We start from the raw sequence: 12,539 nt of genomic DNA on the forward strand, positions 1-12,539 counted from the left end.
TACAAGGTATTGTCGGATACACCCAGTTCCCGAGCGACTTGCGCCACCGTTTTTCTCTGTTCCTGGATCATCCTCACGGTTTGGATTTTGAAGTCTTTGTCATACTTTTGACTCATCTTCGGACACCTCGATTTTGCTGAATTTATTGTCGCATTCTCGATTCTCGGTGTCCACTATTCAGTCTAGCATCAATAGTCTTTCGTCCTGTTCGCAACTCGAGGATCACCTCTTCAATAAAGAAAAAAGCACCGCGTGGGTGCTTGTACGGTTTTATTGTCTATTATTTTTTAACGTTAGACTTCCTGATAATTCACTAATACCCCTTTTAATATCATTAATTTCAGTTTGCTTTTCTTGCCAAATCAGAAAGCCTTCAGATGTTTTTGCTATGTGGTTGGTTTCTTGTTTTTCTTTTAAGTCCTCAGCCATTTTTATTGTTACATGTTCATATGTTTCAGTTAATTTTCTATACAGCGCAATTTCTTTCGTTAATACGGAAATATGTTCAAGTAAGGTGAAGTTTTGACGGGATGTTTCATTTCCCTGAATAAAAGGAATTATGATTCCCACAACAGCAAGTAACATTGATAGCAATGCTGCTCCTAATGATAATTGACCTGAAAGCTTCTTCGGATCTTCTACCCTCCAAACAGATACCATCACTAAAGCAAGTACCAAAATTATTAGCCAATAGACCATGTCTTTTTTTGTTGGGAATTCATTGCAATTATTATTTCTCATCCTTCAATCCCTCCTCACTTCCATTTTGAGAGAAGCGACGAATCATGTCCATACCAAAGCTCTACTCCTTTAACCCACTGTGTTCACGGTTGCCCAAGAGGTGATGGGGATAAACTGCTGCAAGTGTTCAACCAGAAGTGGGGTAAGATAAAAACCGCCCGTAGGCGGCTTATGATAGTTCACTGAACGGAATTTTCCGTTTTGGAGGTAATGGGATATAGCTGTCGATTTTTTCACCGACTGCATACTCTATGTACGCCTGGACGGATTCGCCGAGGATGTACTTCCCCCGGTCGTCCTGTTTCAGAACACCTTCCCTGGTCAGTTGCCGAATCCACTGCGGAGTTTTTCCGACAATTGCGCCCAATTCGCTGGTCAAGATCTCTCTTTCATGCAGCGCCTCCCCTTTCGCTTTTTGTTTCGCCATCGTCCACCCCTCCACTTTCGTTTTTGAGTGTTTTTCACAGAGTTGAAAATTTTGGTCATAAGTTCGGAAGGAAAAAATTTAAAATTCCCTTTTTCTCGCCTTTTGGCCGGAAAGAGAAAGTGAATTTTTGAAAGTAAAACTAGACAGATTTCGGGGCTCTGCCGACTCGCATGCCTTCTTATCCTCCAGAAGGACCCGTGTTCTCCTCAGTGCAGGCGTGCTCTTTGGCTTGCCATGCCGGTATGACGCTTTCCCCTTCATGCATTACAGTCTTGTATCCCTCCCTCTCCACCTTCACTGCGTATCTCAATGGCTGCCTACTCATCGCATTCGCTTCCGCCTGTGCCAATGCCAACAATGCTGTGGACTTGGCTTGCATCAAAGCGGTATACACCTGCCACTGTTCAAAAGGATTTCCGGGTATTGTTGACACCAGGTCCTTATCCAACTCCTCAATGTGCCTGACGATCTGCTCGATGGGTTTGATCATCGTTTCATACACTCTCCCCTATTGAGAAATAAAAACCACTCTCCAGTTATGGAGAGTGTCAGGAGTATATTTCTTTAATATTTTCTTTCTTAGTACTCTACGTGGAGTACAGAACTGTACCCTACGTGGAGTACAGTCGTTACAGCCGGTGCTGGTGACGCAACATTGGGATCAACCCCTTTCTTTGAAAATAGTAAAAGGCGTCCATTATTGAACGCCCGTGCTCCCCTTTATAAGTTCTGTCAATACCTTTGCGCAAAAGTCTTTTCCCTGTTCCCATCCCCACTCCGCTACTTTTTTTGCAACACTCTTTGCTTTCTCAGTTCCGCTTAGAGTAGGTTCGATTTGCAGTTTATTTTCAACATACTCAATGCCGTAACGAGTCAACTTGCAATGATCGATTTTTACATCAAAAGGGTACGGTCCCCTGCCAGCATAAGCGATGTTCACATCCCTAATGAACCCTTCGTTCTGCAACTTTTCAATAGCCACATTAAATACATCTTTCGTTAAGCCAAGAGTATCTGCCCTAATCTCTCGCATATTCGGCAAATCCTTTTGGTATTCAGCGTACAACGCTAGTAATACCTTTTGTTTGGTATCCAATTCCATCAATAATCCCTCCCATTTCCCATATTGAGTCAATAATGCAGTCTTGTCCATATAAAGCCCCACTTCTTTCGGCAGGGGTCTTCGCCAGCGCACCGTCGGCAACGCCTTGACCACGGCCTGTGCCTGCCTTGGCCAGCCTGAACGCAGACAACCAGTTCCAAGCCCGACAGGTACCAAGGTGGAGGCTTGACCTATTCCTTCGAGACGTGTTGTCTCGTCGGTTGCAGGTACCGTTTTTCTCCGGTCAGCGCGACATTCTCACTCCGGCGAAAATCGAGCGCCTGCTCCAACTCCCGCCCCGCTCGCTGCAGCAGGAGTACGGCATCGTGGCCGCCGTCAGCGCGAAAGCAAGGTGCCGGCCGCGCTGCGCCGGCGTGAAGTTAAGATTGGGACCGTGCAGCAGAAGGATGGCGAGATCGGCGTATTCCTACCGCTGGACAACATGGCCGAACTTTGCCTCCCCCCACGTCGCCATCGCAGAGATGAGCGGAGTCAAGGACACGTTGGCAGCCAATTTAGTGGTCGAGGCGGCGCCACGGGATAATGTATATTCATCACGCTGGCTCAGAAATATTTTCGATGCTCTTCGACGCCTCGTTCTTCGGGTTTCCAACCATCGCAGGCACCGGATAGGCTTTCATCTGTCCGGCGTTATAGGATACCAGCACAGACCGCAACAACTCAAGGTCAAACCGCTCGAGGTCAAGCCAAAGATTTTCATCCTCCTGTCCCAAAATCACCGGCAATCGGTCGTGGATGTCAGCGACCACTTCATTGGGCCGGGTGGTAATGATCGTGCAGCTGTGGAGTTTCTGGCCGTTGGGCGAAGTCCACGTGTCAAACAGGCTGGCGAAGGCAAAGGGTTCTCCATCCCACATGGTTATACTCATCGGCTGCTTTCGACCGTACATCTGCTTCCACTCGTAAAAGCCGTCGGCGGGGATCATACAACGCTTGCGTTCAAACAGCATCCGAAAAGCCGGCTCCTCCCGCAGCGTTTCGGCGCGCGCGTTGATCATCTTGTAGCCGATCTTCTCGTCCTATGCACACGATGGAACCAGTCCCCAGTGCAATTGACCGATCCTGCGGCGTCCGCCGTCAGCAAGAATGGCCGGGATCAGCTGGCCGGGGGCGATGTTGTATCGCGGCTTCAACTCAAACGGGAGCTCCTGTAGTTGAAATCGGTTCATGAGTTTTTCCGGGTCGGTGACCATCGTGAAATAAACGCACATGGGCAATCCCCTCCTGCCACCATCATACCTCAACAAGCAAAAAATAATCCCCCGCCATAGCGAGGGAACGGAGAAAGAGGGTATCCTCTGTCATTATTGTCGTTCTTCCGCTATCTTAACCATCAGCTTGTCGATCATCTTCTGCACTTCTTCCCGCAACTTTACCTCGTGAATTCGAAGAATTTCTGTCTGGTCGCCCCATCGCCACATGACGATGTGTTCGCTACGGTCGTTCTTCTCACCTATTATGGTGATGCCGGCGCGACGCAGCTCCTTGGCGGCTTCCCTCTCCTTGGTGAACGCTGCTTTTCCAAGCAGGCGAAGAAACCCGGCATACACAATCGGAAAGCGAGTATCTGAGGACTCCATTAAGGGAATGTCGTGCTTTAGTAATTCAACAGTCTGGTGCCATAGGAGCCAGGTCAGGACCAGTTCATGGGGGTTCATGAGATCACCAAATAAGAACATTCATCTGCATTATATGCGAACAATATTCCTACAGAAACAGGTTGAATTCCCCCTCAAAAAACATTCGATATAAAAATTAAATTACTACATCATCGAATTTGTGTTGACTAAAACCCTTATAATGCTTATACTAAGGTCATTCGATGATAAATGTTTTTATTGAGGTGTTCGAAGATATGAAATCAATAATTAGCATGATTCCCCAGCTAGTCCGTGCTTCTTTAGAAAATGACATGCGAACAGTTGAGTCATCTTCGCTCACCCTGATCCGAAAGCTGAAAAATGATTACCCAGAAATTGCTGAAGAGATCGCAAAGGCCCTCTCTTATCACGGTGTTGGTGCGGCCGTAACTCGATCAATTGGAATCGAACCTCCTCCTACGGACAGGGATACATTCATGTCTCTAGCACGGGTGGACGAACCTGTTGCTTCGGAACCAAAAGTGGTGTTGAGCGAGGAAATAACACAACTTATTGAAAGGTTTATTCGTGAACGTAATATGGCGGACAAATTGCTTGCCTCAGGTATTAAACCACCAACCAGTCTACTACTTTACGGTCCTCCAGGAGTAGGAAAGACTTTTCTAACTTCGTTGCTTTCCCATAAGTTAAACTTACCTCTTATTACATTAGACTTGGCATCTGCAATTTCAAGTTATCTGGGCAAAACAGGTCAGAACCTAAAAAAAGTAATCGACTACGCTCGTAGTACCCCTTCAATACTTTTTCTCGACGAGTTTGATGCGATTGCTAAGCGAAGGGATGACCCAAGTGATCTTGGCGAGCTAAAAAGAATTGTAAATGTTCTTCTTAAAGAATTAGAAGATTGGCCTAGCCACTCTATTGTGGTTGCAGCAACAAATCATGCTGATATGTTAGATAAAGCAATATGGAGAAGATTTGATCGTGCGATAGAAATCGGGTTACCTTCATTCGAATCGAGAGTATTACTTTGGGAACAAAGACTAGGATCTAACATTATCGATCTCAATAAGGGATTTTTTAATCTACTTGCTAAAGTGACTGAAGGTTTAAGCGCAGCAGATATTTGTCGCTTAAGTGACCGTATTCTGCGCCAGGTTATTGTTGATCAAGTAGAACCCATACAAGTGGTCATTAGTGAACTAAAAGGCACAGCTTCGGATGTTGCAAAGTTTAATGAGCTTTTTGCTAAAGCAGCGAAAGAGGCACTGGGAAAAAAAGTAACACAAAAACAGATTGCAAACTGGCTTGGTATTAGCGAATCGACCTTGAGTCACCATCTGAAAAAGGGAGGAATGAAGCATGAGTAATGACCAACGATATCTACCAATTTTAGGATACGGCGAGAAAATGATTGAGCCAGTAACGCCTAGGAGTGGTTTTGGAGACCCTACATTTCCGCGAACTTACGCGGAGGCTAGAGATAGGGTAAAAAAACAAATTTCCGATCTTCGTCGAGTAGTTGATACCATTCCCGAAGAGAAACGAATGAAAGAAGTTATCGTTACAGTAAGACTAAACCATAAATTCCTTGCAAAATCTTATACACCAAATACGCTGTTCAGAGAATTTAATATTGAAAACGTGGGTTCCAGACGATGGTTATATCCTGAGGAGGGTACCGAAACAATTCAATACAGTAAGATGCATTTTGTGAAGTCAACAATTCAAAACCTGTCCAGAATAGAGCATTATTTGGATCGAAGTGAGACCTCTTTAACAGAATCATTTAGAAAAGACGTCCAAAAAATCGAAGAAATTTCCTTGCTTACCCCTGAGGAGATTGTTGTTGGATTTGATGATGATTGGACAAACGGGAAAGTAGAAATGGTTTTGCATCCTTTCGACGAGGAAATGGACGCGGCAATTGAGAAGTTTAAACGTATACTTTTGGCCAACGGTGTCGAGGAAGATTCTCTTCGTATAAAAAGTTATAATGGTGGGCCCACTTTCATTAGCGCTAACATGAACCGTCAAGCGCTTCAAGCGATCAATGATTTTAATCCACTTCGAACAACCCACCCGCTAAGAATTAATGCTTTTCCTGAAATGAGAACCATTAGTATAGTTCCAAATGCACCACATCCAGCTCCGGGAAAATTTCGTTCCAGAATTAAAGTAGGTATGTTCGATGGTGGCGTCGATGAGACTAACCCTTTGCTCATTAATCACGTAAATGTTAATGAGGTAATTAATACACCACCTATACCAGAGGGAATCGCTCATGGAACTGCTGTTGCTGGTTGCATCCTTTACGGACCGCTAAATTCTTACAATCAAGGATCCACCGTGCAACAACCGATGGTTTCTGTTGAAAGTTTCCGCGTACTACCTTTGCATAATCCAATGGATTTTGAACTGTATGAAGCAATTGATATCATTGAAGATGTAGTACCATCACGAGATGACATTCAAGTGTACAACCTTTCTTTCGGTCCTAGCGGGCCAATTCTTGACGATGATATTTCTCGCTTTACATATGTCCTTGATCAGCTCGCTTGGAATTATAGAAAATTGTTTGTTGTTGCTGTGGGAAACGATGGTAACTTACCGTCACCGTATAATCGGATCCAATCACCCTCTGACTTGGTCAATGGTCTTGGGGTAGGAGCTTTCTCTTATGATTACTCTACCGGGGAAATTATTCGAGCATCTTATAGTTGCGTGGGACAAGGACGTGAAGGATGTAAAGTTAAACCTGATTTTACTGCATTTGGCGGAGATGAAAACCGACCAATTCATCTGATATCTTTAAACCATGGTCATAAGCATTTAAGTATGGGAACAAGCTTTGCGGCCCCTATAATTGCAGGTATGGCAGGGGAAATCCTAGGCCGATGCGATCGTTTTAATCCTTTAGTTGCTAGAGCACTCCTCATTCATTCTGCAACTAATCCAAATGGCGTATGCCATGAATTTGGCTATGGATACATTGATCAGAATGTTGATCAAATTCTCAATTGTACTGACAAGCATGTAACCCTAGTTTACAGCAGTTCAATTATGCCAACACATTTTGCTAAGTTACCAATACCATTTCCTCTTAATGCAAGGGATGCTGGGATGGTAGACATTTCTTATACGATTGCCGTTCTATCAAAGGCGAATCCTTTACACGTCGAAGATTATACAGAGTCAGCCATTGAAGATACTTTCTATCCACACGACCAAAAACATCGCTATACAAGAAATGGTCAGACTGTAGTAAAACATGAAATTGAGGACGCTAGTGAAATTGAAGCTCTTTTAGCACAAGGTTGGCAAAAAAGCACTTTACCTGCGTCTAGGAGCACAAACAGCTACCAAACTGAACAGGCTCGTAGAGGTGAACTAAAGTGGGATACCGTAGTTCATCGTTGGGATCGAATGAGATCAACTTCATTACGAAATCCTTTCATTGTTCTACATGGACTGGGGCGCAACAGCGGATCGGATAGAATGGATTATGCAGTTATTGTTACAATTTCTGCGCCACGATACCAAGGTAGTTTATATGAAGATATTCTTTCAGAATATCGTGCTCTTGAGCCTATTCAAATGCGTACAGTTAACGAAATTTTGGTACCAATCCAATAATTATAACTCCCCGTCGTCACGACGGGGAGTTGTTTTGTTAGGGGTTCGGTTATTCAGAAATGCTGCTACGATTGCTGCAACAGCCGCCACACCGTTCGCAATAGTGTTGATTTGGTCGTCGGTGATGATGCTGTATCCGAACGCCTCCAACGCCAATTTGGCGGCGCCCAGCAAGCCGGTGGATCAGCACCACTATGTTTCCGTCCTTCTTCATGTCATACACTTCATTCAGCTTCATGTTTTTTCTCAAACTACTAATACTATATCCCGAGGATATCCTCCAATTCGGAAGTGGTGGATGCGCGCTACTACAGTTTATCCCCCTCTGAAACGCCTTGAATCATGGTGTACACTCTACTTAACAAAAGAAATCCTCCTTTGTTGGTACATGACATCCCTGATAACTTCAGCCACCATTTGGCGAAGTTCAAGACGATCACGTTTCAGGTCATTCATTACATCGGCTCTGGTATTCCCCTGCACGACTGGTGAATACGTGATATTGACCTTGATTGGCGAACCCCCTCCAAATCCAGATGATCCTCGTAACAAGCGATTGTAATCGCGATTTTCTGCTGCCGTAAGAACGCGCTCGCCACGGTGCAACTCTGCGATGTATCCGTTGTATGGGACATATGGGAGGCCGTTGGCGTGGGATCCATCGATGTCAAGGTTACGCTTCAGCTTGTTTTCGTTCATCTTTCTGATTTGCACCGAGTAATCGAGCGCCATCTCTTGAAAGAGGGAAATATTCGCTCGGTCAGCTCATTCCACTTCTGAATCAAGGGATTCAGAATGGCGATTACCTTGTTCACACCGGACGCAAAGGTGTTGTAAAGGCTCACCCATAAATCAGAAGCGAACTGCTTGATCTCGTCCCAATTTCGATAAAGCCGGATCCCAGCAGCTACAATCATGCCGAATGGGCCTGTTACCATTAACGCGAGTTCAGGGGCTTTTTTAAACGTATCCCACAATTTGTTCAGTTTATTTCTTACCATTTCATTATTTTGGTAGAGATAAACTCCGGCAGCGATCAATCCACCGATAGCTGTAACAACCAAACTGATCGGATTCATCATCATGGTGAGATTCAGCAGCCTCTGAGCAACTGTCATCCTCTGCGTAGTTGTTGCCCCAAGGGCAGTGGCCGTTGTTGCCGTCGTTTGTGCTGCAGCTTGTTTAACAAATAACCGAGTCAAATCATTCCCCAAGAGCACAGTCTGCGTCCAAGCGAACCGTAAGCCAAGCCATGCGATTCTCGCGCCTATGACAGCTGTGATTCCCATTACGATGGTCCTGGTTATTGCAGGGTGTTTTTCAGCGAATTCGGATGCCCCTTGCGCCGCATGTGATAATGAATTAAAAATACTGTTTAGCCCTGGCAGCAGTACGTTGCCCATAGCCACTGCAGTTTCGGTTATGCTGTTCTTAAGTAACTGCATTTGCGCCGATGACGTTTGCAATCTCGCCGAAAACTCCCTTCCCATTGAGCCAGTCAGTTTCGGGTCATTCAACAGGGCAAGTTGACGACGGTACTCTTTCGTTGCTCCAGCCAAGGCCGCGATGTCGTCGCCGTATTCTTTTCCGAACAGCAAAGTGGTTGCTTCGGTCTGCTTCTCCTTCGGCAGTTTGTTGATCAAGTCCAGCACTTTCAGGATTGTTCCCTGCGCGTCTTTGACCATGCCTTTGTTAACCTCTTCCGAAGTTAACCCAAGCATCTTCAAACCTTCTTGGAAGCGAGTCGGCTGCTGGTTGGCAATCGCCAGCTCGCGGATGAGAGCGTTTGTGGCCGTGGCCGCCACTTCTTCCGACTTCCCGAGTGAGAGGAAGGTGGAAGCCAGGGCCGCTCCTTGCTGTGCGTTCATATTGACCTGCTTAAAGACACCGCCAGTGCGTAACAGCACACCGATGATGTCTTTGCCCTTAGCTACCGAGTTGTCATCCAGCCAGTTGATCGCGTCGCCAAGCTCTCCGATTTTCTCAATCGGGATGCTCATGACGTTTGAGATTTTCCCCATATAGTCGGCAATCTCGTCTGCCGGCATTTCAAACGCGGTCGCCATCTTGGCCGTGTTCCGGGTGAACTCGATGATCTTCTCATTGGGTATCCCCATCCGTAAACCAGCCTCAACCATGCCAGCAATTTCGTTTGTTACGATGGGGATCTCTCTGCCCAACTGCTGAATCTGGTTCCGCATGTTGTAGTAGACTTGCGTGAGTTTGCCGTTTTCATCGCGGGCGCCCTGGGCTTGCTTGGCTACGCCGAGCATGGCATCTTCAAAGTCCATGGCTTGCTTGGCGGCGAGAAAAAATGGAGACGAAGCAATGCCGACTGTTGCAATTTTGCCGGCAAGTTCATGTTGTTGTGCCTGAACCTCTCTGTATCGGGTTTGCAAGTTTACCAGCTGCTTTTGTTTGGCCAAAACGGCATCCAATTGGCGGGAAAGCTTTTGATGAGCTGCGTTGTATTGCTGAACAGCTATCGCGCCCTTGCGGTAGTCCTCCTCCAGTTTTTTCAACTGCCCTTTTAAGTTTTTGGCATCAACCCCCAACTGCTTGACGCGGCCGGAGGCAGCAGAAAAAGAAGTTTGAAAGGACGAAAGGACCTTACCCGCAATGGCAAAGCTGATCTCGTGGAGTTTCCGAGCCATTACGCATTCACCTACCTTTTTAGTCGATCTGGACCGTTGAAACCGAACTGTATAAAGAACTCTCTCTGCGCCTTGTTAGTAATTGGGAGGAAGCCTTTGTCGGCCATTTTCCTATCTTTCTCGATAGCTTTGCCCAATTTAATTTTCCATGAATGATGCTAGCTGGCCCCTACCGTCGTCTCAAGGTGAATGTGTTCACACCGTATCAAGAAAAAGTGCAAGAACTAGCTCGAGAACACGCCGTGGAACACCTCAAGCGTTTGCTTGGTATGCCGGCCGCCCTGCTGGATATGAACATGATCCACATAGATGACTGCGGTGAGTGTACTTTCCCCATAAAGTGAAGACACCTTGTGGGAAAATTCACCGCTCAAGTAAGTGCGAAGGTATACCAAACTGGTATGGATTAATTACGAAAAGGATGGTGCAGTGCGATGCACATTCAGGAAATTGAAAAGCGGGCAGCACAACTGAAAGAACAACTGGGCGGGAAGATTTTTGCATTCCCCGTAAACGATGCCGATCCGTTTTCCAAGTATGCTATCACGATGGATTTGGGTGGGGGACACTTTAAGACATACCCGAAGCCGATGACCATTAATGATGAAGTTGCTGCTTGCATTAAGATGCTTCTTGAGGGGCTGAAAGAAGAAGGGGTTAATGTTGACTATTCGCGAGATGTTCGGTTCATCTCTTACCAGGCTCAAATGGACGCTCCAGACGTGACGATGCGCCGGCTGAAAAAGTCCAACGTCGACAAACTACTGATGGAGAACGGCGTGGATGTCATGCCGCATCCAGACGCTCCAGAAACAATGCTTTTCTCCGCGCGCGGTATTGTCAAATTCAGCTTGCTTGAAATGCTTGATAAAAACCCGAAAGGCGCTCGGTTCATGGATGAATATTTCAAGCTCTTGGCCTTACGACGATACGGTAAAACTGCAGCAGCTATTAGGCAGGAAGTTCGCCGGATGAGCAAGTCGGAAGCGATCCGCTGGGTTGAGAGGACGTATGAGCGGTACATTTCAGACAGTCAGGAAATTATGAACATCGTGCGATTGATAGGAGGTGCGAGTCTATGAACCATAGTAAACGCGCAATCTGGCTGGCCGTCAATTCCGAGCATGGCGACCGTCTGGTACAGATCACTCAGGAACACACCAGGTTGGCGCGGAGCTTAATTGTCGATCGCGATCAACTGTCGGATGAAGAGGTGAGGATTTACAAAGACCGAATCGAGCAGCTACGGCTGGACCGAGATAATATCCTGCAGCAATTTGAGAACGAGGAGGCACCGTTGTCTGAGCCTCTTTAATAACACGCATATCAGATCCTAATCGGTGGACGAGATGTTTTTCATCCTCAGCAAGAAGTAGCCGAACTTCTAAGGAGGCATGATCATCATGTCAAGCATTCAAAGAGAAATCGCTGCCAGACTTAAGGAGAAGGGGAATCACGGGTTGGAAGAAATTTTCGATCTATGCGCAGAAAAAGCAGCAGATGTTGACGGGAGAAAAGTTGTCCGATTTGAAAAACTGGCCGAATACCTTGGGGTGGATCCTGGTGATTGGCTGAACGAAATACAAAACGCCTCCACTACGGAAAAGTGAAGGCACAAGAAAATTAAGTATTTGTCCGTATCAATTGTACCATAGCTGCTGATTTTGTAAATTCGGGACAAGCTAATCAGGTGCATCAGATGAACTACGGAGAAAGGGAATACTGATGCTAGACTGAATAGTAGACACAGATTACACTGATGAAATCAAGCTGAATCGGAGGACTGTGTCGAAATGAAAAAGCCCTTGTATGATGAGACGTACAAGAGAAAGACGGTTCAATACGTCAAGGAAAGCGGAAAGGCGGTGGCGGAAGTCGCCCGCGAACTGAAGATCAAGGACAACACGCTATACGGCTGGATGAAGAAGTATGGCGGTGAGGCCGGAGATCGTTGCGGCGCAAACGTTTAAGTCCGAAGATCATCAGTTGCGGGAGTTGCAAAAGCAAATACGAGACCTGCAAGAGGAGAACGAAATCTTAAAAAAAGCAATGCACTTCTTCGCGAAAGACCGTCGGTGAAATATGCGTTCATCCACGAACACCGCTCCGAGTACCGACTGGAGAAGATGTGCAGCGTATTGAAAGTATCTCGCAGCGGCTACTACAAATGGAAGGAGCGCCCGGAAAGCGAACGGGAGCGTCAGCACAAGGAATGGACCGAGCAGGTCAAAGAAATCTACGATCAGTCCCGCAAGCTTTACGGCAGTCCGAAGATCACCCGTAAACTCCTGCAGCAAGGAGTGACGATCTCCGAGCGAACGGTGACGCGGATCATGAACGAGCAGCAGTGGCGGTCC

15 protein-coding genes and 1 pseudogene are annotated in these 12,539 nt (G+C 46.3%); 7 read left to right on the forward strand and 9 right to left on the reverse strand.

Translation table 11 applies throughout. The annotated features are described in order from the left end of the window. The 7 genes and pseudogenes from F560_RS26665 to F560_RS0121215 all read right to left on the reverse strand — a co-directional run. A partial coding sequence (locus tag F560_RS26665; RefSeq protein ID WP_019007738.1) for a transposase occupies positions 1 to 116 on the reverse strand: 116 nt, incomplete at its 3' end. Between the two features lie 154 nt (positions 117 to 270). Next, positions 271 to 741, reverse strand: a complete 471-nt coding sequence (locus tag F560_RS0121190; RefSeq protein ID WP_019007739.1) for a hypothetical protein — start codon at positions 739 to 741, stop codon at positions 271 to 273. A gap of 169 nt (positions 742 to 910) precedes the next feature. Next, a complete protein-coding gene (locus tag F560_RS0121195) occupies positions 911 to 1,168 on the reverse strand; it encodes a hypothetical protein (protein WP_019007740.1) in 258 nt (85 codons plus the stop codon). 178 nt (positions 1,169 to 1,346) lie between these two features. Continuing rightward, entirely contained in the window at positions 1,347 to 1,658 is a 312-nt protein-coding gene (locus F560_RS0121200) for a hypothetical protein (RefSeq protein ID WP_019007741.1), read from the reverse strand. Positions 1,659 to 1,865: 207 nt separating this feature from the next. After that, positions 1,866 to 2,384 (reverse strand): YjcQ family protein, encoded by a 519-nt coding sequence (locus F560_RS0121205; protein WP_156829088.1) that lies wholly within the window; start codon positions 2,382 to 2,384, stop codon positions 1,866 to 1,868. Between the two features lie 440 nt (positions 2,385 to 2,824). Beyond that, positions 2,825 to 3,502 (reverse strand): annotated as a pseudogene (locus F560_RS24355) (SOS response-associated peptidase). Between the two features lie 93 nt (positions 3,503 to 3,595). Continuing rightward, positions 3,596 to 3,949 (reverse strand): YhjD family protein, encoded by a 354-nt coding sequence (locus F560_RS0121215; protein ID WP_156829089.1) that lies wholly within the window; start codon positions 3,947 to 3,949, stop codon positions 3,596 to 3,598. 197 nt (positions 3,950 to 4,146) lie between these two features. Here F560_RS0121215 and F560_RS0121220 point away from each other — a divergent pair, with 197 nt between their 5' ends. Together F560_RS0121220 and F560_RS25325 are read left to right on the forward strand one after the other, a co-directional pair. Next, positions 4,147 to 5,262, forward strand: a complete 1,116-nt coding sequence (locus tag F560_RS0121220; protein ID WP_019007744.1) for an AAA family ATPase — start codon at positions 4,147 to 4,149, stop codon at positions 5,260 to 5,262. Next, the gene (locus tag F560_RS25325; protein WP_083932172.1) at positions 5,255 to 7,528 is read left to right on the forward strand and encodes a S8 family peptidase; all 2,274 of its coding nucleotides are present in this window, start codon (positions 5,255 to 5,257) and stop codon (positions 7,526 to 7,528) included. The genes F560_RS0121220 and F560_RS25325 overlap by 8 nt, the downstream gene beginning before the upstream one ends. A gap of 354 nt (positions 7,529 to 7,882) precedes the next feature. Here F560_RS25325 and F560_RS0121240 read toward each other — a convergent pair whose 3' ends face one another. After that, positions 7,883 to 8,227, reverse strand: coding sequence for a hypothetical protein (locus tag F560_RS0121240; RefSeq protein WP_019007748.1), 345 nt, complete (start codon positions 8,225 to 8,227; stop codon positions 7,883 to 7,885). Then, positions 8,224 to 10,182, reverse strand: a complete 1,959-nt coding sequence (locus tag F560_RS23965) for a phage tail tape measure protein (protein WP_019007749.1) — start codon at positions 10,180 to 10,182, stop codon at positions 8,224 to 8,226. Before F560_RS23965 ends, F560_RS0121240 begins: the two co-directional genes overlap by 4 nt. Positions 10,183 to 10,616: 434 nt before the next feature. Between F560_RS23965 and F560_RS0121255 the strand changes: the two genes are divergently transcribed. The 5 genes from F560_RS0121255 to F560_RS0121275 form a co-directional block, all read left to right on the forward strand. Further along, positions 10,617 to 11,264 (forward strand): hypothetical protein, encoded by a 648-nt coding sequence (locus F560_RS0121255; protein ID WP_019007751.1) that lies wholly within the window; start codon positions 10,617 to 10,619, stop codon positions 11,262 to 11,264. Beyond that, on the forward strand, positions 11,261 to 11,497 hold the full coding sequence (locus tag F560_RS0121260; RefSeq protein WP_019007752.1) for a hypothetical protein: 237 nt from the start codon (positions 11,261 to 11,263) through the stop codon (positions 11,495 to 11,497). Before F560_RS0121255 ends, F560_RS0121260 begins: the two co-directional genes overlap by 4 nt. An 88-nt stretch (positions 11,498 to 11,585) precedes the next feature. Then, positions 11,586 to 11,792, forward strand: coding sequence for a hypothetical protein (locus F560_RS0121265; protein ID WP_019007753.1), 207 nt, complete (start codon positions 11,586 to 11,588; stop codon positions 11,790 to 11,792). Between the two features lie 183 nt (positions 11,793 to 11,975). After that, the gene (locus F560_RS25330; RefSeq protein ID WP_019007754.1) at positions 11,976 to 12,152 is read left to right on the forward strand and encodes a transposase; all 177 of its coding nucleotides are present in this window, start codon (positions 11,976 to 11,978) and stop codon (positions 12,150 to 12,152) included. 105 nt (positions 12,153 to 12,257) lie between these two features. Then, positions 12,258 to 12,539: IS3 family transposase (locus tag F560_RS0121275; protein WP_019007737.1), on the forward strand; the 282-nt coding region annotated here is incomplete at its 3' end.

The sequence above is a fragment of the Cohnella laeviribosi DSM 21336 genome (assembly GCF_000378425.1).
GTDB classification, from domain to species: domain Bacteria; phylum Bacillota; class Bacilli; order Paenibacillales; family Paenibacillaceae; genus Cohnella; species Cohnella laeviribosi.